Raw genomic sequence first — 22,027 nt, 5'->3', positions numbered from 1 at the left:
TTCGATTGTTGCGGCAGGTGCGCTCTGAGAGCATCCCTGCTTTTCAAAAACTCACCATGAACGCTCTTCACCGATCGCCCGTGCAGGCCTCAAGATTACGGCTGGTACTCGAGGCGATCAGGCAAGCCGTTGTTGTTGCTGTCGAAGGGCAAGGGATCATCGAGATCTTTGCGGTCATCTTCGTCGTGATCGTGGTCAGGCTGCAGCCAGGAGGCGTCGTCGTTAAGCCATTCTCCCTGCTGGCGCAGCGCATGCCAGAGCTGCACCACGGTATCCGCACGTGTGAGGAGACGTTGTGCAACGTCTTTGCTGAAGAGTCCGCGATCTACGGGCAGCTCCAAGGCGGTAGCCCAGCGATAGAGCGTGGCCCAGTCGGCTTTGTTGTCGGGGTTGAACGTTTTGTCTGTTGTCACGATGCCCCAGGAGCAGAGGGATTCGATGGCTGCACGATCTGCATCGTCCTGACCGACATCTGTGAAGCGCGGTGTTGCAGCGACTTTCCATCCGGGTGGATTTGATTGAGCGCGGAGGAGGCGTGCCAGCACACGGGCGAGTTCGCGGCGGGTCATGACGTGTTCTGCATTGAAGAAGACGCTGCCCTCTTCTGCCGGCCAGATGCCGCGCACGGCGAGCATGTTGGCAGCTTCAAAATGCAGCGTGTCGGTGGGGAGATCCTGCCAGGGCCAGAGCAGCACGCCGGGACCGCCGGTGCCACGGACGAGGCGTAGCTGAATCTCATGCCAGTTTTTTTGCAACGCTGCTGCAGCGCGGGGCTGGATGCCATCGCGCAAGCAGAGCCATGCGAGTGTGGCGCTGGCCTGACCCACGTGCATCATCTGGCCGTGCAAACGCAGCGCGCTCTGCACCACGCTGCTGACGCCGATGTTCTTCGAGCAACCCAGCAGTCCATTCATCTGCACCGGCACGAGGCCACGCAGCGGAAACATCGCCCGGTCGGTGTCCGTGTGCCAGCCACGCGACGGCGTCTGTACGTACAGCCATGGGCCGTTGCGATCTTCGGTGAGGAAACGGCGGCGCGTGGGATGGAAGTCGATGTTGAACTGAAAGCCGAACAGGCCATCGGGCACCATCACCTTGGCCCACTTCGGCTCGCGTGTTTCAGCGCGGATGTCCTGCTCCCGCAGCATGTAGAGCGCTTCCAGACGCAGACCTTCACGCACGTACGGCTTCGGCGGCAGCAGATCGGATGTGCCGAACTCATCGGTGAGCTTCATGTAGCGGAAGCTTTGCGGGAATTCGCCCACTCGATCATGCACCGCTGTTTGCAGGTGGTGGAGCATGCTCAGCGTGTGCTGCTTCGCGTCGTCGAAAATGATCTGCCGCTGCGCGGGCGTGAGATCGACGATGTTCTTCTTCGACGCACCGGCCTCAGTTTTTTCGAGCGCATCCACCACGCGCTGTGGCAGCTGGCACAGGGGATAATCCTGCACGGGCCAGTTCAGAAACGTGGCCTCTGTGCCGGGGGCGAGGCCGTTGTGCCAGCGGTCCACCAGCCGCCGATGCGTGTAAACGCTCCAGCCCGACTGGCTGTAGGTGCCGGTGCTCATGTCGCTGTCCACCCACGGCGGCGTTTTGTCGAGCTGTGCAAAGGAACGCGGATCGTAGATCGACGGTTTGGGAATGACGCTGTTCTTGCCTGCCTCACGAAGCACCACGCACCAGGAGAGCGGATTCATCTCCTGCTGGCCTGCGTCATCGAAGGCTGCGGGGGCACTGGTTTCGCCGAAGCGGGATTTCAAATCGGGGCCCGCGCCGTATTTCGCACCACTGTGGCGAATCACATCGCCCCAGTCGGAGGAGTCGAGGGTGAGCCGGGCTTTGACGGTGAGTGTGCCGGACGGGCTGAAGCCTGAACGACGAACGAAGACACAGCCGGTCACCTGATTCTTATCGACGGTCACCTTGTCCACCTGCCACCCGCGTTCGATGCGCAGTACTCCGGCATCGACGTAGGGTTTGAGGAGTTCTTCGAAAATCTTCGCTGCCGCTGCGGGTTCGATGGTCTCCGTGCCGCAGTAAGAATTGCCGGGAGCCGGGATGCCATAGGTCTGCGAGTTGTGCGCACGGATGCGATTGATGACCTCGCTGTAGATGCCGCTGCGTGGGAAGTTGACGCGGCGGCCATTCACGCCGGTCCACTCATCCGGACAGCCCACGCCTTCCGCGCTGAACTGACCGCCGAGCCAGTCGATGTCATTCACCAGCACGATCTTCTTCACGCCGAGGCGAGCGGCTTGAACAGCGGCAGCGCAGGCGGATTCATTGCCGCCGACGATGAGGAGGTCGGCTTCGAGGGTGGGTGAGTCGGCGGCTTGAAGGGCTGCCGCCAAGAGGGCGACGCTGAAACCAAGAGTGGGAAAAAATTTCATGCGAATGGATTGCGGGTGTGGGTGGACATCGTTGAACATGATCCCAGCACCGTCCAGTGAGAGAACCTGGATGGCCAGCAATGCTCTTTGGCTCAATCCAGCCAGTTCTCCACCCGCAGTCCCGGCACTTTCGTGAAATGTACCAGGTTGCGAGTCAGCACAGTGGCATCGTGAGCGATGCCGATGGCGGCGATCTTGAGATCTTGCGTGCCGGCTTGTGGCAGGTGTTTGCGCAGGTCGCGAAAGACTGCAGCGGCCTGCTCATCGAAGGGGAGCACAGTGAGTTCCATCAGCATTGCGAGGCTATGCTGGAATTGCGAGTAGCCGTGGATCTGTTTCTCGCTGCCCGCTTTCTGTTTGCGAATGAAGGCGCTCCAGCCCTCGCTCACCTCCTGCGCAGTGATGATCGTGGTCAGCACCTCGGCACGGTGCTTGGCGAATCGTTGTTTCAACCGTGCGCCGCATCCGGTGTCATGCACGAGTTCAGCGAAGTGGTTCGTATCCAGTACCACAAACATCGGCTTACCAGTTTTCTTGGTTCGCCTGCTTCCGCCATTTGGCTCCAAGTCGCATGGCTTCAGCGAAGTGGTGATCATCCTTGGCCGCGCCAACGATTTTCTTCCAGCCACCACGAGGTGTAGTCATGCTGGCTTCGATCTTGGCAACACGTCGCTTAAGATCGGTGATTGTCTTTTCGAGAACCTTGGTGCTCATGCTGTTAGATTGCCATGGCCAGGGAGCATTCGCAAGCGTGCGGTTTTATCCGCAGGCCTCACACCCCTGCCACACGCACCGTCGCGTAGCTTTTCTTGCCTTTGCGGAGGATGCAGAGGCGGCCGCCAAGGAAGTTTTCGGCGGTGAGCACGGGCACTTCTCCAGCTGGCACCTGCGCGTTGTTGATGTAAAAACCGCCGCCTTTCATGAGACGACCGGCATCACCTTTGGAGGTGGCGAGGCCGAGGGTGACGAGGAGATCGGCGATTGGTGGGATGCTGGCGAGATCGACTTCGGTGCTCGGCGCGGAGGCGGTGGCTTCGATGAGGGTGCTGACATCGGCGGTGGCGAGGTCGGCACCACCGAAGAGGGCCTGGGAGGCGAGGATGACTTTTTGCAGTTCTTCCTCACCATGCACCATGCGGGTGACTTCGGCGGCGAGGCGCTTGTGACCGCTGCGCTGTCCGGGATTCGCGTTGTGCTCGGCTTCGATGGTTTCGATTTCCTCGTGCGAGAGCAGCGTGAACTGGCGCAGGAAGCGCGGCACATCGGGATCTTCGGAGTTCACCCAGAACTGGTAGAAGGCATAGGAGCTGGTCTTGGTGGCGTCCATCCAGATGGCACCGGCTTCGGACTTGCCGAATTTTTTGCCAGAGCTGGTGGTGATGAGCGGGAAGGTGACGACGTAGGTCTGCTGGCCGCGCATTTTGCGCACGAGGTCGATGCCGGCGGTCATGTTGCCCCACTGGTCGCTGCCGCCAATCTGCACGGTGCAGCCATGGCGCTCATTGAGCACCACGAAGTCATACGACTGCAGGATCATGTAGGTGAACTCGGTGAACGAGATGCCGCTTTCGAGACGGGAGCTCACGGAATCCTTCGCCAGCATCCAGGCGATGGTGAAGTTCTTGCCCACGTCGCGCAGCAGTTCCACGGCGCTCAGTTTGCAAATCCACGAAGCGTTGTCTTCGATGATGGTCTGCTCGGGAATGAGGATGCTGCGGATCTGCACCTCGATGCGTTTCACAAATGCGGCGACGGTCTCCGGCGTGTTGAGCGTGCGCTCGTTGGCCTTGCCGCTGGGGTCGCCGATCAAACCGGTGCCGCCACCGACGATGGCGATGGCCTTGTGCCCATGCTCCTGCACGCGGCGCAGAGCCATGAGCGGCAGCAGATTGCCGATGTGCAGGCTGTCGGCGGTGGGATCAAAACCGCAGTAGAAGGTCTGCTGAGTTTTGAGGGATTCCTTGAGGGCTTCGAGGTCGCTGCACTGTTTGAGCAGGCCGCGCCATTCGAGATCGGCGATCAGGTCGGTCGTGGGCATGAGAGAAGAAATGACGAATACAGAATGACGAATGAGCGACGAATCCCCGAAAGGGAAAACGGCGCGGGTTCAATTCGTCGCTCCCGGCTAGGGGGTGGAACCGGGTTCAGCGCGGAGGAGCTGGGAGCCGTTGAATCTTTCGTTGGGCTTGAAGAGCCAGCCGGCGCTTGCATTGCGGAGTTCCGAGCGGCGAAGTTCAAACTCCGGCAGGACGAGGTTGCTGTTGGGGTCAAACACCTTGCGTCCGGTGAAGCGGCCATAGAGGGTGTACTCGGCGTTGTGGTCGTCACCGTAGGCGTAGCCGCCGTCGTTTGGCTGCTCAGGCAGGCGGTAGGGGATCTTCTGGTAGCGCTCGTTCATGATGACGAGCTTCGAGGACTCCCAGCCCTGTCCCGGACTGCGCACATAGCCCCAGAGATGGGTGTGATTGATGAAAAAGCGGCGGCCGATGTAGTAGTCCCCGCGCGGCTCCATGGCGATCTGGCGGCGGCGTGCATCGACCAAAGCGGCCTGCTGCGGCGTGAGGCCGACGGTTTCACAGCCTGTGATGAGCAGGCTGGCAAGGCAGAGCAAGAAAGAGAAGAGAGCGCGGCGTGGCATGGCAGTGTACATTGTGAAGCGTGCGCGAGACGTCGCAATGGGAAAGGCGCAAGTTGATGAAAGTCGGCCCGCGCCACTTTCGTCAACGGGCCATGCGTTTTCTGCTCCTCCTCGCGATCTTTGTTTCATCCGCCTTCGCCGCTGACCCACCGAACATTGTCATCATTCTGGCCGACGACTACGGCTATGGGAGTGCAGGATGCTACGGCGCGGATGGCAAGCTGGTGCAGACGCCGAACATTGACCGCCTGGCGAAAGAAGGACGGCGCTTCACGGACGCGAGCACCACCTCGTCGGTCTGTTCGCCCACACGCTACTCGGTCATGACCGGGCGCTACTGCTGGCGCACCTCGCTCACGCATGAGGTGCTGGGCACGTTCTCCCCGCTGCACATCGAAACGACGCGGCTGAACATGGCCTCGATGCTGAAAAAACACGGCTATCAAACGGCTGCGATTGGCAAATGGCATCTGGGCTACGGCTCGGATGACGGCTCCCTGAAATGGCGTACGGACTACACCGCCGAGCTTTCCCCCGGCCCGCTGGACATCGGATTCGACTACCATTTCGGCGTGCCGAGCAATCATGGCGATCTCACCGGCATCTATGTCGAAAACCGCTTCGTCTATGGCCTGCGCAGCGGTAAAATTCCCGCCGGCATGAAGCTGCATGTCCCTGATTCTGATGATCCCCATTTCAAAGCCAACTACGGCCCCGAGGATACGGAAAGCGGCAAGGCGAACATTCTCGACCTGGATGCACCCAAGCGTGTGAATGACCATGTGATGCCGCTGCTCACCACCAAGGCGGCCGAGTGGATCACGCAACAGAAGAAAGGCACGCCGTTCTTTCTCTACTACACGCCTGTCGCAGTGCATAATCCCGTCACACCGGAGAAGGACATTGCGGGACAGAGCAAGGCCGGACCATACGGCGACTGGATTCTGGAGCTCGACCGCAGTGTCGGCGGTGTTTTGAAGGCGCTGGATGACAAGGGCATCGCGCAGGACACGCTCGTCATTTTCACCAGTGACAACGGCGGCGTGTTCACTCCGACGCGCGACACGGTGCAGACGCAGGCCTTCAAGGCCGGGCTGAAGGTGAATGGTGATCTTCGCGGCGGCAAGCATGACGTGTGGGAGGGTGGATTCAAAGTGCCCTTCATCACTCGCTGGCCCGCGAAGATCGCTGCGGGGACTGAGTGCGGGGACATGATCAGCCTGGCTGACATCATGGCCACCACGGCGGCCATCGTCGGTGAAAAGCTGCCTGCCGCCGCCAGCGCTGCGGAAGACAGCTTCAACGCGCTGCCCGCCTTCCTCGGCACCCAGGACGCCCCACCCACCCGCGATCACATGTTCCTCCACAGCTCCGATGGCGTCTTCGCGATCCGCAAGGGCCCGTGGAAATGGATCGAAGGTGTTCCGGTCAGCGACATCAAACTCGGAGCACGCAAAGCCCACGCGACACAGTTCAAACCGCAGTTGTATAACGTGCAGGCAGACCCTGCCGAGACGACGGATGTCAGTGCGCAGCATCCGGCAGTGGTGAAGGAACTGAGCGCTTTGGTGAACCGCTACCGTGATGGCGGTTACAGCCGCGAACTTCCGCCCATCGTGGAGAAAAAGCCGCAGGCTGCTCTTCCTCCGCTGACGGGAAGCCCGGTGCTGTCAGAGGATTTCAAATCACTGCCAGTCAAGCCGTGGAGCATGACCCGTGGTGTAACATGGCAGGTGCATGACGATGCCATCTGGAATTCCATGCCGAAAGCCGGGCAACAGGGGGCCACATTAACCGGCCCGCTGTCGATCACCGAAGGCACGCTGCAGTATGACATGAAACTGCACACGGCAGGGCGGCATTCGCTGCGCATTCAAACGGCGGGCAAGCACTCCTTCCGCATTGTGGTCAGCAGCACGGCACTTGAGATCACTAAAAATCCTGATCAAGGCCAGGACAAGACGCAGACCGAACCGATTGCCCGGCAGAAGATCAAGCTGAATGCCGAGGACTGGCAGACACTGCGGATCAGCTTCAAAGGTGATCAGGTGACGGCGCAAATCGCAGGAGTGACAGCAACAGGCAAACATCCCGTGATCGCCGAAGCCAAGGAACAGCTGAATATCATCGTGTTTGATGGCGAAGCCGGCTTCAGGAATTTGCAGGTGCTGAAGTAGCTGATCCACGTGCCAGTGCGATGGTCAGCGGCAGCCAGAAGAGCAGTCCTTCGAATCGCGGTGCCGTCGCCAGTGAGGCCAGTGATTCCCCATCAAACAGCAGACCGCCGCAGCCAAAAGCGAGCAGAGCGATCCAAGTGGCATCACCCGCAACCGCGAGCCGGCGGGCGCGCCGGAGGCCGCAGCCGAGTGCCCCAAGCAGCAACACCTCTCCGATGACACCCCCATGCACGAAGGTGGCCAGGAAGGCGCTGTGCAGGTGCGACATCATCGAGATGTTCGTTTTGGCCTGCAGCTCGCATTGCCAGACACCGCAGACGCCCCATTGGCCGGTGCCGAGCCATGGATTGTCAATCGCATGCCAGCCCGCTCGGTAGATGTCGAGGCGGCTGTTGTCACCGCGGGCGACCGCCTTTTGAAAATGATGGGTGATGCCGGGTGCAGAGGCGGTGATTGCCGCCGGTTCCGAGCGCCATTGCGCGATGCGTGCCAGCAGGGGCGCGCTGGTGAAATAAAGAACTCCCGTCAGGAGGAACACGCTGACCGCCCCCCTGCCCCGCTGCCAGCCGCGTGCAGAGAGCAGCACGGCATGACCGGATGCCATCGCCAGCATGGCACCCCGACTGCCGGAAAGAAACGCGGCGAAATGCAGCAGCGCGATGGCGGCCCATGCGATGCGGACTGGCAGTGGCTTGCTGCGACTTTCCACCAGAGTGGTCAGCCACAAGGCAGCGAAACCGAAAATCAATCCGGTGCAGACCGGATTGAGACCTCCATGGACGAGCAGGTTCATGAGCCGCTCTCCCGCGTGATGATGGGGAAGCACGAAATAGGACAGCACGATGCTGATCAGCGCGGCGAGGGCAGCCGTCATGCCCGTCACCCAGCCCGTGGCATTCAGCCATTCACGGTTTCGCGCATGGTGCCAGACGAGCGCGCAGAACATCACCAGCAGGCCGACGCCGATGATGCCACGCATGATTTCATCCAAGGTGCGATCTGGCATGAGGGATATCTGGCTGCAGGACCGCACGGTCATCCAAAGCAGGAACGAGATGACCAACAGAGCGCCGGCATCTGCCTGCCAGCGCCTGAGGTGCGGCGTCCAGTCTGTGAAGAACAGAGCGGGCAATCCTGCGATCAACAACCATCCTAGATGCAGCCAGATATTGGGAAGACAAGAATGACCCGCGACAAAGCCGGTCACAGCGATCTGCCCCGCCCACATTCCGACCACGGAGCGTCGCAACGCAGGCGTTGTGAACTCGTTGGTGAATGTGGGAGTCAGGCTTTTCACGCGCACCAAAGTACGGCGGCCAGAATAATCAGCAACAGCGCAGACGTGAGCACCGCCACTGCTGAACCCTGCCACGAAAGCGGCTGCACGACGGCCTCTGCCGGATTGCGCGGGTGGTAATAGACTGGCACTTCCGCACCCTGCGTCAGCCGCGCAATGAACTGCGTGGTCCGGCTGGCCGAATTGCGCCCCGCCTGATGCATGAAACGGCTGCCTTCAAAAGTGTGCTCGCCCACGGTGTAGGAGTAGCGCAGCACCGGGTCATACAGCAGGCAGCCGTCCGACGATTTCTTTTTCCCGCGGCGCATCTCCGCCATCACCACGCGGCCCTGAGTGTGCCTCCAGTCACGCATCGCCCATGCAGTGCTGAAGCGACGGAGAAAGTAGATGAAGGCAAACAGCGCAATAACGGCACCAAGAAGGATGATTTGAGTCATTAGATGGAGTGGCTTGCAGGTGCTTCAAAATGTGAGCGGTTCACAGAACTGCACGAAACACTATCGCCACACTCAGGCCTGCTTGCGCCCAATGAAGATGCCGTAGTTCCAGACCCCGCCGTAGGCGGAGAAGCGTTCATCGAGCAGCGGTGCGAATTTCCGGCTCAGATACGGCCACAGATGGCCTTCCATGCGCACATGGTTCACGCCCATCCAGTTTCGAAACCACGTGAAGTAAGAATCGGAGAAATCCACGACGGCGATGCAGCCGCCTTCCGCCAGATCATCCCACGCGGCATTGATGGCCTGTTCCCAGCCGGGATTGAACATGGACAGCGCATACGAAAACAGCACTAGATCATAAGGCTGCCCGTCTTCGTGCACCGCTGCGGAATAGGAGCGGCGCAGCAGCGTGGTTTTGTCATCGCTCACTTTCTTCGCGGCAATGGCCAGCATCTGCTCGGAGAGATCCACGCCGGTGATGTGCGCATGTGGAAAGAGACGGCGCAGGCCGGGCAGATTGCGCCCGGTGCCGCAGCCGACTTCGAGAATGCGCCGGGGATACGTCACGCAGGCGGTACGCCGCAGCACTTCCTCGCGCCCAAACAGAAAGCTCCAGCGTGTGGCGTCATAGATGCGCGAATGGAACTGGTAATAGCGCTCCAGCGCGGTGCCTGAGCGGCGCGAAGTGTCAACGTTGGCCGCGCTCATCACAGCACCTCCGCAAAGTGCAGGCTGCCATAGGTGCCCACGCGATCGAGTTGATGCAGGGCTTCGGTACGTTCCGGGAAAAAGCGCACGCGTGTGCGAATCGATTCGGGTATAAAGTCGAGTTTTAGACCCGCCGAACGCATCAGGATTTTGGCGCCGGGGGCGCTGTTGGCGAGGATCAGCTCCCATTCATCACGCAGCGCCTCAGTGTCATGCGCGGCGAGCCAGTCCTGGTGATCGAGCAGCACGAAGTGCGTGTACTGGCCGGGATACTCGCGCAGGAAGCCCGAGAGCGTGGTGGTGTAGCTCTTCAGGCGGTCCACGCGTGACTGCAGTGCGGGCTGGTTTTCCTGTTTCAGATAATTCGGGCAGCAGCCCAGCGTGTAGGAGCCGGTCATGTACACGCGCCAGAAGTAGTTGTCCGCGATGGGCAGCTCGGTGAACACATGGCGCAGCTTGTCCTTCACGTAATCCGTGAGCCCGCCGGGATAGGAGTCCTGGATCAGTTTGATCTGCGGACGCGGCACGCCCAGCAGCGTCATCAGCGTGGGCTGGCGCAGCAGCCAGTTGCTAAAGGGGCCCCAGATCTCGCGCTCGAAGAGTTCATACGCATCGCGCTGCTCCTCCAGGGAACGGGCATCCAGCAGGCAGGTGGCGAAGTTCTTCACGTTCGGGCGCAGCTTGAAGAGCGCATTGCCCATCACGTATGCGGCGATGCCGGAGGTGCCGTGATAGTAGAACGATTTCTTGAGACTCGTGGGATTGAAGAAGCTGATGCGCCTGTCCCAGAACTTCTGCGCAGGTTCAGACAGCGTGCTGCGCACTCGGTCATAGACAAAGGCATATTCGGCATGCGAGCCGAAGCCGAACATCTCAAACAGCTCTTCGAAGTCGCCCTGGCGGATGAGCGCCTGCTTGAGTTCCAGAAGGGCATTCTGCCGGTAGTTCATGTCCACTGCGTGGATCTCCGCCGGATTGTCGAGCAGGTAGTCGAGCGCATTGCAGCCGGCGCTGGTGATCATCACAACGCGGCTGTTCGCATCGAGCTTCATCAGCTCACGGTCGAGTCGGGGATCCTCCCATGCCGTGTTGTAGATGAGGTTGGAATTGTGAACATGGCGGAAGACCAGGTCATGAGCCGATTTCAATATGGGAACCGGACGGCGGGGTGTGGACTCTTTGAGCATGATCGCGGGGAGTGATCATGTGTTCACGCGGAACGTGATGCCGGGCCAGCAGGCGAGTGTGTTTGTTTCGTCACACAGAGGCGCTGATCCAGTCCAAGCTGCGGCTCAATACAGCAGGAACCCGATCTCGCTGTCCGTGAGCTGGGACGTGTCGTCCACCGCCAGCAGAGCCTGAGTGTCGAAGGTCGCTTCCCACGGAGTCTCCGCTGCCGCAGCGAGCAGTGGCAGGTCAGGGGTGGTCATCTCCGGCACGTCCTGTTTGGCGAGCTGTACCTGAGCGGCAGGCTGGGTTTGGAAAATCACGAGCGCCAGAGCGATGGCGGCCACGGAGACGGTGGCAAAGGCCCATTTGGCAGCAGGAGCCGCCAAGGAGACATCTTCCCACCAAGAGCGCAAAGCAGCGAGCCAGCCGCGATCTTGCGGGGTCTGGCGGGCGGCACGGACCACGTTCTGGGCAAAATTGGCACGCACCTCAACCGCGCGGGCTTGGGCCAGCAGCTTGGCGATAGGGTCTTGGGGTGAGAGGGGTTCCATGACGGATGGGGGGCTTGATCAGTGTTTCAAACAGCCATAACAAGCCAAAGTTGCACCCAGACAGGATTTTTTTACTCTCAGGCTGCTAGAAATACATGCGCAGTGCGCTGGTCCAGTTCCAGCCATTGTAGCCGCCGCCGTGACCGCCACCGCTCAGGGTCACGAATTCGTAAAACAGCGTGCCGCCATTAAAGGTCGTGAATTCCCGCTCATCATCAACTGCGTACGCAGCTCAGCCCGGAGGCCATTCCAGGCTGCGACCCGCCAGCAGATGGACGTGGAGGTGTGGCACGGACTCGCCGGCATCCTTGCCGTGATTGATCACGAGGCGGAAGCCCTTGCTGCGGTCTTTGATGCCCAGATTGTCGGCAATTTTCCCCGCTGCGAGCAGAAGTGCTCCCAGCGTGGCCTGATCCTCTGCCACGGCCTCTCCCACGCGCGGGATCAGCTTCTTCGGCACGATCAAGACATGGATCGGAGCCTGGGGATTGAGGTCATTGAAGGCGGCGACGAGATCATCCTCATAAACGAGCGGGGCGGGGATTTCACGGTCGATGATCTTTTGAAAAATGGTCTTCTCACTCATGGCGGATTAACGGAAAAGTTCCGGCTGTTTTCCATCGCGCGGGCGGCGCTCGCCGAGGCTCTTGATCTCGTCGATGAACTCGCCCACGTCCTCAAACTGGCGGTACACCGAGGCGTAGCGCACGTAGGCCACGTGGTCGATGGCCTCCAGACGGCGCATCACCTTCGCACCGATCACCGTGCTGGGGATTTCGCGGTAGCCTTCTTCTTCGAGCTCGTTGGCGATGTCGTCCACCAGCTGTTCTAGCTGCTCCATCTTCACCGGGCGCTTTTCGCAGGACTTGCGCACGCCGCCCAGCAGTTTGTCGCGGTTGAAGCTCTCGCGGGCGCTATTGCGCTTCACCACGCGCAATTCCTCGCGCTCGACGATCTCGTAAGTGGTGAAGCGAAAATCGCACTTCATGCACTCGCGGCGGCGGCGGATGGCATGCCCCTCCCGCGCCTCGCGGGAGTCGATGACTTTATCCTGGGAACTTCCACATTTGGGGCAGCGCATTCGGTCAGGGGGTGGGGGCGGGGAATGTGCTTTCTCGCGAGCAGGAAGGCAAGCGGCTTCGTAGTTCGGACTTTGCGGGCGGATTTTCGGGTTTATCGTCCTTACATGTCCCGCATCCTTCTCGGCGTCACCGGTTCCATCGCAGCCTACAAGGCGGCAGACCTCGCCAGCCAGCTTACCAAGGCCGGCCATGTGGTGACCTGCGTGCTGACGAAATCGGCGCTGGAATTCGTCACCCCGCTGACCCTGGGCACGCTGTCCAAGAATCCGGTCATCACCGACCTGTTTGCCGAAAAGGAGGGCTGGCAGCCCGGGCACATCCAGCTCGCCGACGAGGCCGATCTACTGCTTATCGCCCCGGCTACCGCGAATATTCTGGCTTCTATGGCGAACGGCTTTGCCAATGACGCCCTCACCGCCATCGCCCTGGCGACCCGCGCTCCCCTTTTGATCGCCCCGGCCATGAACGGCAAGATGTGGCAGCACCCCGCCACGCTGAAAAACGTCGAAACCCTGCGCACCTACGGCGCGCAATTCGTCGAACCCGCCGCCGGAATGCTCGCCTGCGGCTACGAAGGCATCGGCCGCCTTGCCGAGGTCGAAACCATCCTCCAAGCCGTGGCAGACGTCCTCGCCACCCGCTAGAGTGCCCCTTGGCAGCCCGCCCCGCTTCTACTACCTTCCACCCATGCACGAGCACGACGACACTGGCGACAAGCTGGAACACGCGTATTTCTGCTATCTCGCGGATAAATTTGAGCGTGAGCCTGAGCTTCTGGAAATTCCGCTACAAACGATCTCACGCTGGCGCGAGCGCGGCACATGGGGAGGGGAGCAACTCTCGAGATGGGAAAAGCTGATTCAAGCTGCCAGAGTGTCCCAGACAGATTTGCAGAGGCTGGCAGGTGTGCTGCGGGCCGATGATGAAGAAACTCTGTTCTTCAAAGGGTTTGATCCCTTTCCTGGCGTGCTTAGTACGCAGGAGAAACAGCAATTCATATGCGCATCGAGGCATTGAAACATCTGGCCGCTTCTGCCGCCGCACTCGCTCCAGAAACGACCATCGTGGTCTTTGGCTCGGCATCTGCCTTCGCCACCTAACCTGAGCTGGGTGTGGAATGTGAACTGTATCAACAGACGAAAGATGCCGATCTAATTTTAGAACCTTGGGAGCAAAGCCTTGGCCAAGCGCTTAACAATGCCGTGGGCAAAACGAGCTCCTTTTATGACCATTTCGGTTACTACGCCGACATCATCTCTCCCGCCGCCTTCGACAACTTCCCTCCCCGACTTCCGCAACCGGCTGGTGCCCCTCGAAGGCTGCCCTCGCGTCTTTGCGCTCGACCCACACGACATGGCCGTGGCCAAGCTCTTCGCCGGACGGCCCAAGGACATTCGTCTGCTGAGTTTCCTGCTGGCCACAGACCGGCTGGATGAAGCCAAAGTTCGCAAGCTGCTGTGGGACACGCCGATGGAGGAAAAGTGGATCGTGAAGACCCACGCGGTGCTGGAGCAAGTCGTGGCCGAGGCGGCGCAGCAGCGCGCGGTGTGAACTATGGAGCGCCCGTGCCGGCCACCCGCCTCAGCCACTCCCTCGCCTTCTCACGCGCATCGCTCGGTCGCAGCGTCCACGCATCATTGTGATTACGGAACCCAGTGGTCAAAAAGGTCAGATCGGCCTGCGGCAGCAGCGGGCGGAGATACTCTTTCGTTCCCTGCGCATTCGCTCCTTCACCGCAGATGAACTGGGGGCGATTGCTGAGACGTTTCATTCGAGCCAAGGCCGATTCGCGATCTGAATTTGGATAAGGCCAGGTTTTGACGCCGTCGTAGTGGCTGTAGGCTAGAAAACCGCACCAGAGCTTGGCGGTTTCGTCATCGTACAGGCCGAGATAGTTGCAGGCGATGGCTCCGCGCGAGAACCCGCACAGGACGACTTTTGACTCATCGCCGCCGTAGTCGCGACAGACGCTCTTCACGGTCTCGCGCAGGTATTTTAGCGTCGGCTGCGGATCATAAGTCGGTGGATTGCCCCACCACTTGATCGCGATTTCATCGCCTTTCTCATTCAAATACGGCACACACAGCCAGATGAAGCCGTGCCCCGCAGAAAGACCGTAGCCCAGATTGCTGCCTTCGGGCAGGCCGGTGCTGACATCACCGAACTTGCTGGTAAACCCACCATTGCCGGCAAGTTCGACGATCACCGGCATCTGGGTGCCTGCATTCCAATCCGTGGGCAGGTAGAGAATGCTGAGTCCGAGGCGAACACGTTTCCCGGCGGCAGGCGGACCATCGCTCAAAGCGGGTACTTCCAGATCTGGCGGCACCGTTCGTATGTCCGGCAACTCGGCTGCAACGAGCAGCGCTGGCAGCAACAAAAAGGGAATGAGGGCTTTCATGCAATCGAGGTTCCTTTCATTTCAGCGGCACGCTCCACAGATGACCGCCGGAGGTGATGAAAAGCGTCTTGCCGTTCTTGCCACCAAAGGCGCAGTTGCAGCACTCGTCGGGCGCGACGGGGATGAAGTCGAGCAGGCGACCTGAAGGAGACAGGATGTAACAGCCAGCCTTGAAACGTGTGTTTTCGAACTCGGTCGCCTTGTTCGTGCCAGCGGCGACGTAGATTCGGCCTGCGCTGTCCATTTTCATCCCATCCGGCCCGCGACCGTCTTTCCAGTCGAAGATGACTTTGGGTGGGCCGGTTATGTCACCTTTTTTATCGAGTGTGTAGCGCAGAAGTTTGCGGGAACCGCCGTGGGTGTTGTTATTGTTGTCGGCGATGTAGAGGTAATGGTCGTCAGGAGAGATGAGGATGCCGTTGGGGCGCTCGGTTCGATCGCACTGGATGCGGGTAACTTTGCCGGGGGAATCGATGCGATAGACGCCTTCTACGAAGGCGATTGTCGAACCAAATTTCGATGCGGCACCATACATGCCGATGCGAGTTTCCCCAATTTCCATCCCCTCCCGCGAACCATACCTCGGATCGGTAAAATAAATCCGCCCCTTCGAATCCATGCAGAGATCATTCGGCGAATTGAAGCGCTTCCCTTCAAACCGATCCGCCAGCACCGTGATGCTGCCATCCTTCTCCGTACGTGTGACGCGGCGCAATCCCGACTCGCAGGCGATAAGTCGGCCCTCCTTGTCAAACAGCAGCCCGTTGGAGGCATTGTGGCGGAAGACTGTTGTTTTGCCATCCGGTGCCATGCGGTTGATGTGCTTGCCGTCAGTGAAATAGAGCGAGCCGTCTTTCCACGCCGGGCCTTCCGTCGCGCCGATGGCGCCGTGGTCCTTGGGCTTCGCACCCGGCACCACCGGCGAGCGCATGGACGAGCAGGAGGCCAGTACGAGAACGATGGCGAGGCAGGGCAGCAAATTCGAAATCATCAGGTCCATGAATACGACAGCAGATAGATAATTTCAGCGACACATCACGCGTGCCGCGTTTTCTTCCAGCACATGCGCTTCCTCCCGCTCTTTTCGATCTCCCTGCTGCTCACCGCCACGCTGCATGCCCAGACCAGCGTGCCGCCGCCGGCGCGTGAGCTGCGGGGATCGTGGATCGCGACGGTGCACTGCATCAACTGGCCCAGCGAGCCAGGCCTGCCCGTGGCCAAGCAGAAGGCGCAACTGAAGACGCTCATCGACTCAGCGGCGGATGTGGGCCTGAACGCACTCATTTTCCAAGTCCGCCCGGCAGGCGATGCCGTGTATCCCTCGCAAATCGAACCTTGGTCGCCCTTCCTCACGGGACAGATGGGCATGGCTCCCTCACCCTTGTGGGACCCACTCGAGTTTGCCGTGAAGGAAGCCCACAAGCACGGCATGGAGTTGCACGCTTGGTTCAATCCGTTTCGGGCGCTTGCCGGTGAGAAACGGGTGCCGAGCGCCGATCACATCGTCCGCAAGCATCCCGAGTGGACGATGAAATATGGTCCCGACACTTGGATGGACCCCGGCGTCCCCGAGGTGCGGGCGCAGGCTATCGCGGTGATCATGGATGTCACGCGGCGCTACGACGTGGATGGCATCCACATCGACGATTATTTTTATCCGTATCCGCTCACGGATGCCGCCAAGAAAAAGATCGAGTTCCCCGATGACGCGAGCTATGGCCGCTACAAAGCCGCCGGCGGCACGCTGGAGCGCACGGCATGGCGGCGACAGAATGTCGATGAGACCGTGCGCATCCTCTATGAAGGCATCAAGGCGGAGAAGCGCTACGTGAAGTTCGGCATCAGCCCCTTCGGTTTGTGGCGGCCCAATTTCCCCGCTGGCACCGGTGGTGGGCTCGACCCGTATGAAGACCTCGGCGCAGATTCGCTGAAGTGGTTGCAGCAGGGCTGGGTCGATTACTTCACGCCGCAGCTCTACTGGACCATTGATCGGCCCAAGCTCGGCTTCATCACCTACTACGACTGGTGGCTGGAGCAGAACAGCCAGGGCCGCCACATCTGGCCGGGCATGAACACCTCCAAGATCGGCGATGACCGCAATGCCGGCGAGATCTTGCACCAGATCAGCGTGCTGCGTGAACGCGGCCTCAAGATGACGCCCGGTCACTTCCATTGGAACTTTGGCTCCCTGCACAAGGATCTGGGCAAGATCGGCACCTACACCAAGGAGCGCGCCTACATCACGCATGCCATCCCGCCAGCCTCCCCATGGCTCAGCCAGACGCAGCTGCCTGCGCCGGTCGTTGGCAAAACGATACCCGGTGGCAAACTCACCGTGGCATGGCAGCACAGTGATATTCGCTGGATGAACGCCACACGCTGGTGGGTGATGCAGGCGCAGATCAACGGCAAATGGATCACCTGGGAAACCTATTTCAAAGACCAGCTCAGCGCTCCATGGCCAGCCAATGCCACCGCCGTGGCGATCCGTGCTGCGGGGCTTGGTTGGGAAGTTGGAGAGGCGGGTGTCGTGGTGAAGTGATGGAGCGAATCCAGCGCCTGTGTTTGAAGTAAACGAGCACGTGGCATGGGCAATTCTGCTGCAAGAAAGAAGGCGCAGACTGAACGATTGCTCAATGGGAGAGTGTCCCTATGTGGATCGACACAGCTTTTTTGAATGGACCTAAAACTTGAAGACCCCGCCCAACTTGCTCTGAGAGCGGTCAATCAAATTTCAGCCATGGTGGCCTACTGGGATTCAGAGCAGCGTTGCCTGTTCTCCAATGAAGCCTATCGCGAGTGGTTTGGCAAAAGTCCGGCGGAAATGCTGGGCATGTCCATGCAGGATCTACTGGGTCCTCTTTATGCATTGAATCTTCCCTACATTCAAGGCGCACTGCGCGGTGAGCTCCAGCAGTTTGAAAGGCGCATACCCCTTCCTCAAGGCGGGGCCAAAGACAGCATCGCCACCTACACACCGAATATCGAGGATGGGGTAGTGCGTGGGCTCTGGGTGCACGTCGCAGATGTGACACCTCTGCGCCTGCGTGAAGCACAGCTGAAACGTGCCATTTCAGAAAGAGACGAGGCACTCGCAGAAGTGCGCACCCTGCGTGGCCTCTTGCCGATCTGTGCTGCCTGCAAAAACATCCGCGATGGCAGTGGAGAGTGGCATGGTATGGAGGACTATGTCTCGGCACACACGGAAGTTAGCTTCACTCATTCCCTCTGCCCGTCCTGCCTGCCCCTCTACTTTCCCGAAGGCTGAATGGGCCTTGGGGTAAGGACACTACAAAGTAGCTCGGGTTCTGGAACCGCTGAGAGCCACATGAGGGTTGTCATCTTGGGCACAGGCCGCATGTTGTTCCCATGAGACCGAGGACAATAGAACTTCGTGGATTGCCCGCCATGCTGATGCTGGGAGTGATTGCGGTCGTGGCTGTTGGACTCGTGGCGCTGGTGCTGATGGTGGGCGCTGCGGTGGCCGTGGGCGGGCTGGCGATTTCCGCCGTTGCCGCGCTGTATTACACCCTGCGGCGCAAGCTCGGTTCCGGGACAAAGCGCAACATCTGGCTGGATCCTGCACCGCCTGCGACGACGGCAGCGCTCGAAGTTCGGGACATTGAGGTGGAAGTACTGTCGGAGAAGGAACGGTGAAGTGAAAGCGTTCAAAGAGGGTGTGTTTGGCGGGCTGCGGTAGTTGCATCGCTCAAAGATTGCTGCGCCTAACCGCCCGGCGGTGGAGAGGGAGGGAGCGGAGTGATGGGACGTTTTCCACACGCTCGTGGACGGGCGGGCTGTCGCCACACCCATCCTACTTTATGCGGGGCGTGCTGCGTTTTGTTCAACACTGAGTGACGTCCACAACCTCACGCGCAGAAGTCGCGGAACAGGCCGCCCATCATGCAGCCGAGCTGATTGCCATGGGCGAAGTTGCCACGGGTGTAGAGCACGATGGCATAGGGGGTGTTACGGTGATAAAAGAAGAGGGACTCGTGATCCCATTCACCGTAGTTGCCGGTCTTGCCGCCGATGTAGGTGATGCTGGCGGGAATGACCCAGCGGCCGAGTCCGTACTGGTCGCGCCGCATGGCCTCCAGCAGCAACTCGCAGCCGTAGTCGAGTCGGTAGTTCACGCAGCGTTCGTAAAACTCAGCGTAGAAGCGCGGGGACTGCCAGTTGTTGATGATCTGCACATCGGGCAGGCTGTACTTCCGCTCAAAGTACTGCTCATCGGCCTGAGTGATGCGGGCGAGCATGTAGTACCAGGAGGCGTTGATGCTCTGATCACAGGCGTAAACGATGTTCTGAAATTCTTCGCGTGTGAGGTTGCCATGGCGTTTCTCCAACAGGACTGCCGCCACGGCTGGCTTGGGCATGGAGCCGCCCAAGAAGAGTTTGTCCGCCTGAAATTCCGCGAGGTAACGACCGGTGGCGAGATTTTTGACCGCGTAGCCAATGCGAGGATCACGACGATACGCACGGTACGTCTGCTCCATGCTCGCGGTCCAAGGCCGGCCATGTGCACTGTGGGAGCGGAAGCGCAGCCGGGCCCCTGAAGCAAGGAAACGGTTGTGGTACTCCCATTGCGCACGGGATTTGCGTGCCGAGAAGCCGAGCGCCGATGTGGAGGTTGTAGCACAGCCGGCGAGTGCTGCAGGCAATGCCAGCAGGCCACGCTGCAGCCAGGTGCGGCGTGTCTCTGGTAGAGCGGAAGAAACAACCTCGGACATCACGTGAAATTGCCCTCCTTCACTGGAGACTTCCAGAGGGAATGTGTGAGAAATTGTTAAAGAAAAAGGGACGCCTCGCGGCGTCCCCTTCGTGGTTGATTTGGAGATGAATCTCAGATCGCGGATTACTGGCCGCCTGGACGCCACTCTTCGGTGGCGAACTTGAAGGCCTGCTCCAGACCGACGAGGTCGGTGCTTGGGCGCAGAGCTTCGAAGGCCTGGCTTTCCTTCTGGATGTCGGCTTCGCTGTAGTTCATGGCCTTGATGGAAAGGCCGATGCGGCGCTCCACCTTGTCCACTTTGATGACGCGTGCTTCCACTTCGTCGCCCACATTGAGCTTGTCCTTGACCTTCTCGATGCGGTCCTCGCTGATCTGCGAGATGTGCACGAGACCGTCGATGTCGTCTTCGAGTTCGACGAAAGCGCCGAAGGAAGCGATCTTCGCCACGCGGCCCTTCACGACGTCGCCCACCTTGAAGCGGCTGTCGATGATGGACCATGGGTCGGTGTCGAGCTGCTTCATGCCGAGGCTGATGCGCTGGTTGGCCTTGTCGATGCCGAGAACGACGGCGTCCACTTCCTGGCCCTTCTTGAGGAGTTCGGAAGGATGGTTGATCTTGCGTGTCCAGCTGAGGTCGGACACGTGGATCATACCGTCGATGCCTTCTTCCAGCTCCACAAACGCACCGTAAGCGGTGAGGTTGCGGACGGCACGCTTCATCTGAGTGCCGATTGGGTAACGAGCGTCGATATCGTCCCATGGGTTCGTATCGAGCTGACGCACGCCGAGGCTGATCTTGCGCTCTTCCTTGTTGATGCCAAGGACGGAGGCTTCGATTTCCTGACCGACGGTGAGAACGTCCGAAGGACGCGCGATGCGCTTCGTCCAGGAGAGTTCGGAGACGTGAACAAGGCCTTCGACGCCTTCTTCCACTTCCACAAACGCGCCGTAGGCGACGAGCTTCGTGACCTTGCCGCGCACGCGCTGGCCGACGGGGTAACGGGCTTCGATGTTTTCCCAAGGATTGTTCTGAAGCTGCTTGAGGCCGAGGGAGACACGCTCCTTCTCGCGGTTGACTTCGAGAATCTGGACTTCGATCTTCTGACCGATGCCAAGCATTTCGGAAGGATGGTTGAGGCGGCCCCAGGACATGTCCGTGATGTGGAGCAGTCCGTCCATGCCGTTGAGGTCCACGAACGCACCGAAGTCGGTGATGTTCTTGACGATCCCGATGACTTTGTCGCCAGGGGTGACGCCGTCGAGGAACTTCTGGCGCTGTTCGGCGCGCTCTGCCTCGATGACTTCGCGGCGGGAGAGAACGATGTTTTTGCGCTCGTCGTTGATCTTGACGATCTTGAACTCGAACACCTTGCCGACGTACTCGTTGAGATCCTTCGGCGGGATGATGTCGATCTGGCTGCCAGGAAGGAAAGCTTCGACGCCGACGTTGACCATGAGACCGCCTTTGACGACGCTCTTGATCTTGCCTTTGACGAGACCGCCGTCCTTGAAGACGTTGTAGATCTTTTCCCAGTTCTGACGGTGGGCGGCTTTCTCCTTGGAGAGAACGACCATGCCTTCGTCGTTTTCGAGGCGTTCGAGGAGGACTTCGACCTCATCGCCTACCTGAATGTCTTCATCTTCGAACTCGTTGGAGGGGATGGCTCCTTCGGACTTGTAGCCGATATCGACGAGGATGACCTGCGGTTTGATTTCGAGGATCTTGCCTTTGACGATAGATCCTTCGGAAAGCTCACGGAAAGATCCTGCGATCATTTCGGCGAGAGTAGCGTTTGCGCTCATTACTGTTGTTTACGGGTTGCGAGTGTTTAGGTGGGTACCGCACGCAAACCTCCACTCCTGAGGCGCACGACGGGCTTTTGTCCCGCGAAGCCACAAAGCTCCCGGACAAGAGGGGCGAGATTCTCGGAGAGGTTCCGCGTTTGGCAAGGGGGAAAGTGGGGCCGGGAAAAATGATAGCCTCAGGCCCGTCCCCCCCTCAAGGTGGCCCCTTCAGCTCCTCCTTCGGCCCATCTGGAAGCTGCGCTGCCGAGGGGGAAATCAAGGGGGCAGCGGGCTGGCGTGTCTTGATGGACTGCACCGTGACCTCTGAGCCATAGGCGAGGATGGTGATTGGCCGGTCAAGAGCGGAATAGTCCCCTTTGTGTTCAAAGCGCTGCTTGCCGTCCACCGAGATGGTCTGCCGGTCCTTGTCCACGGACCAGCGGATCACGACAAATTTCTTCTGGGGCAACTCTCCCATCATGGGGGTGTAAATCCCATTGGCGGGACCGCCGTCGATTCGTAGCTCATCGGGCCTTCTCTCCCAGTTGAAAATGAGCTGGTCGGCTGCGTAGCCGAGGCGGAGGTCGAGCTTTTCAAGCTTTGCCACGACCTCAATTTCGACAGGTGGTTTGAAACTCAGCACGGTGCTGATG

Annotated in this window: 24 protein-coding genes; 7 read left to right on the top strand and 17 right to left on the bottom strand. The window is 59.9% G+C overall.

The window, feature by feature from the left end; all coding sequences use genetic code 11:
- Window positions 1–95 precede the first annotated feature (95 nt).
- The 5 genes from PSV43_RS13180 to PSV43_RS13160 form a co-directional block, all read right to left on the bottom strand.
- On the bottom strand, window positions 96–2,390 hold the full coding sequence (locus tag PSV43_RS13180) for an FAD-dependent oxidoreductase (protein WP_300197800.1): 2,295 nt from the start codon (window positions 2,388–2,390) through the stop codon (window positions 96–98).
- Window positions 2,391–2,482: 92 nt separating this feature from the next.
- On the bottom strand, window positions 2,483–2,908 hold the full coding sequence (locus PSV43_RS13175; protein WP_300197797.1) for a type II toxin-antitoxin system VapC family toxin: 426 nt from the start codon (window positions 2,906–2,908) through the stop codon (window positions 2,483–2,485).
- Window positions 2,909–2,912: 4 nt separating this feature from the next.
- Window positions 2,913–3,104 carry a hypothetical protein gene (locus tag PSV43_RS13170; protein ID WP_300197794.1) on the bottom strand — a complete coding sequence of 64 codons (192 nt, stop codon included), beginning with the start codon at window positions 3,102–3,104 and terminating at the stop codon, window positions 2,913–2,915.
- 58 nt (window positions 3,105–3,162) lie between these two features.
- The gene (gene tyrS / locus PSV43_RS13165; RefSeq protein ID WP_300197791.1) at window positions 3,163–4,428 is read right to left on the bottom strand and encodes a tyrosine--tRNA ligase; all 1,266 of its coding nucleotides are present in this window, start codon (window positions 4,426–4,428) and stop codon (window positions 3,163–3,165) included.
- 87 nt (window positions 4,429–4,515) lie between these two features.
- On the bottom strand, window positions 4,516–5,028 hold the full coding sequence (locus PSV43_RS13160) for a hypothetical protein (RefSeq protein WP_300197788.1): 513 nt from the start codon (window positions 5,026–5,028) through the stop codon (window positions 4,516–4,518).
- 92 nt (window positions 5,029–5,120) lie between these two features.
- Between PSV43_RS13160 and PSV43_RS13155 the strand changes: the two genes are divergently transcribed.
- On the top strand, window positions 5,121–7,205 hold the full coding sequence (locus PSV43_RS13155; RefSeq protein WP_300197785.1) for an arylsulfatase: 2,085 nt from the start codon (window positions 5,121–5,123) through the stop codon (window positions 7,203–7,205).
- Here PSV43_RS13155 and PSV43_RS13150 read toward each other — a convergent pair.
- The 7 genes from PSV43_RS13150 to nrdR form a co-directional block, all read right to left on the bottom strand.
- Window positions 7,180–8,211 (bottom strand): O-antigen ligase family protein, encoded by a 1,032-nt coding sequence (locus tag PSV43_RS13150; RefSeq protein WP_300197782.1) that lies wholly within the window; start codon window positions 8,209–8,211, stop codon window positions 7,180–7,182. The genes PSV43_RS13155 and PSV43_RS13150 overlap by 26 nt on opposite strands.
- A gap of 287 nt (window positions 8,212–8,498) precedes the next feature.
- A complete protein-coding gene (locus PSV43_RS13145) occupies window positions 8,499–8,939 on the bottom strand; it encodes a DUF3592 domain-containing protein (RefSeq protein ID WP_300197780.1) in 441 nt (146 codons plus the stop codon).
- Window positions 8,940–9,011: 72 nt separating this feature from the next.
- Complete coding sequence (locus PSV43_RS13140; protein ID WP_300197777.1) at window positions 9,012–9,650, bottom strand: class I SAM-dependent methyltransferase; 639 nt, start codon at window positions 9,648–9,650, stop codon at window positions 9,012–9,014.
- A complete protein-coding gene (locus PSV43_RS13135) occupies window positions 9,650–10,837 on the bottom strand; it encodes a BtaA family protein (RefSeq protein WP_300197774.1) in 1,188 nt (395 codons plus the stop codon). Before PSV43_RS13135 ends, PSV43_RS13140 begins: the two co-directional genes overlap by 1 nt.
- A gap of 105 nt (window positions 10,838–10,942) precedes the next feature.
- Complete coding sequence (locus tag PSV43_RS13130) at window positions 10,943–11,371, bottom strand: hypothetical protein (RefSeq protein WP_300197772.1); 429 nt, start codon at window positions 11,369–11,371, stop codon at window positions 10,943–10,945.
- A gap of 232 nt (window positions 11,372–11,603) precedes the next feature.
- Window positions 11,604–11,957, bottom strand: coding sequence for an HIT domain-containing protein (locus tag PSV43_RS13125; protein ID WP_300197770.1), 354 nt, complete (start codon window positions 11,955–11,957; stop codon window positions 11,604–11,606).
- Window positions 11,958–11,963: 6 nt separating this feature from the next.
- A complete protein-coding gene (nrdR, locus tag PSV43_RS13120; RefSeq protein ID WP_300197767.1) occupies window positions 11,964–12,452 on the bottom strand; it encodes a transcriptional regulator NrdR in 489 nt (162 codons plus the stop codon).
- Window positions 12,453–12,557: 105 nt separating this feature from the next.
- Here nrdR and PSV43_RS13115 point away from each other — a divergent pair, with 105 nt between their 5' ends.
- The 3 genes from PSV43_RS13115 (at window position 12,558) to PSV43_RS13105 (ending at window position 14,004) form a co-directional block, all read left to right on the top strand.
- Window positions 12,558–13,097: a flavoprotein gene (locus PSV43_RS13115; RefSeq protein WP_300197764.1), complete on the top strand. Its 540-nt coding sequence runs from the start codon at window positions 12,558–12,560 to the stop codon at window positions 13,095–13,097.
- 43 nt (window positions 13,098–13,140) lie between these two features.
- Window positions 13,141–13,470, top strand: coding sequence for a hypothetical protein (locus tag PSV43_RS13110; RefSeq protein ID WP_300197761.1), 330 nt, complete (start codon window positions 13,141–13,143; stop codon window positions 13,468–13,470).
- 207 nt (window positions 13,471–13,677) lie between these two features.
- A complete protein-coding gene (locus PSV43_RS13105; RefSeq protein ID WP_300197758.1) occupies window positions 13,678–14,004 on the top strand; it encodes a DUF6036 family nucleotidyltransferase in 327 nt (108 codons plus the stop codon).
- Window position 14,005: 1 nt separating this feature from the next.
- Here the strand turns inward: PSV43_RS13105 and PSV43_RS13100 are convergent, their stop codons facing one another.
- Together PSV43_RS13100 and PSV43_RS13095 are read right to left on the bottom strand one after the other, a co-directional pair.
- Window positions 14,006–14,854 (bottom strand): hypothetical protein, encoded by an 849-nt coding sequence (locus PSV43_RS13100; RefSeq protein WP_300197755.1) that lies wholly within the window; start codon window positions 14,852–14,854, stop codon window positions 14,006–14,008.
- A gap of 16 nt (window positions 14,855–14,870) precedes the next feature.
- Complete coding sequence (locus PSV43_RS13095; protein ID WP_300197752.1) at window positions 14,871–15,854, bottom strand: SMP-30/gluconolactonase/LRE family protein; 984 nt, start codon at window positions 15,852–15,854, stop codon at window positions 14,871–14,873.
- A 63-nt stretch (window positions 15,855–15,917) separates the two neighbouring features.
- Between PSV43_RS13095 and PSV43_RS13090 the strand changes: the two genes are divergently transcribed.
- From PSV43_RS13090 to PSV43_RS13080, 3 genes are all read left to right on the top strand, one after another.
- A complete protein-coding gene (locus PSV43_RS13090) occupies window positions 15,918–17,396 on the top strand; it encodes a family 10 glycosylhydrolase (RefSeq protein WP_300197748.1) in 1,479 nt (492 codons plus the stop codon).
- A 135-nt stretch (window positions 17,397–17,531) separates the two neighbouring features.
- Window positions 17,532–18,122: a PAS domain-containing protein gene (locus PSV43_RS13085; protein WP_300197745.1), complete on the top strand. Its 591-nt coding sequence runs from the start codon at window positions 17,532–17,534 to the stop codon at window positions 18,120–18,122.
- Window positions 18,123–18,223: 101 nt separating this feature from the next.
- On the top strand, window positions 18,224–18,511 hold the full coding sequence (locus PSV43_RS13080; RefSeq protein ID WP_300197742.1) for a hypothetical protein: 288 nt from the start codon (window positions 18,224–18,226) through the stop codon (window positions 18,509–18,511).
- 212 nt (window positions 18,512–18,723) lie between these two features.
- On the opposite strand, the gene PSV43_RS13075 is transcribed toward PSV43_RS13080, so the two are convergent.
- The 3 genes from PSV43_RS13075 to PSV43_RS13065 all read right to left on the bottom strand — a co-directional run.
- Complete coding sequence (locus tag PSV43_RS13075) at window positions 18,724–19,587, bottom strand: hypothetical protein (protein WP_300197739.1); 864 nt, start codon at window positions 19,585–19,587, stop codon at window positions 18,724–18,726.
- 125 nt (window positions 19,588–19,712) lie between these two features.
- Window positions 19,713–21,392, bottom strand: coding sequence for a 30S ribosomal protein S1 (gene rpsA / locus PSV43_RS13070; RefSeq protein ID WP_300197736.1), 1,680 nt, complete (start codon window positions 21,390–21,392; stop codon window positions 19,713–19,715).
- A 196-nt stretch (window positions 21,393–21,588) separates the two neighbouring features.
- Window positions 21,589–22,027: hypothetical protein (locus tag PSV43_RS13065; protein ID WP_300197733.1), on the bottom strand; the 439-nt coding region annotated here is incomplete at its 5' end.

The sequence above is a fragment of the Prosthecobacter sp. genome, from assembly GCF_029946185.1.
In the GTDB taxonomy this organism is placed as follows: Bacteria; Verrucomicrobiota; Verrucomicrobiia; order Verrucomicrobiales; family Verrucomicrobiaceae; genus Prosthecobacter.
This window is presented reverse-complemented; position numbering and strand designations above follow the sequence as displayed.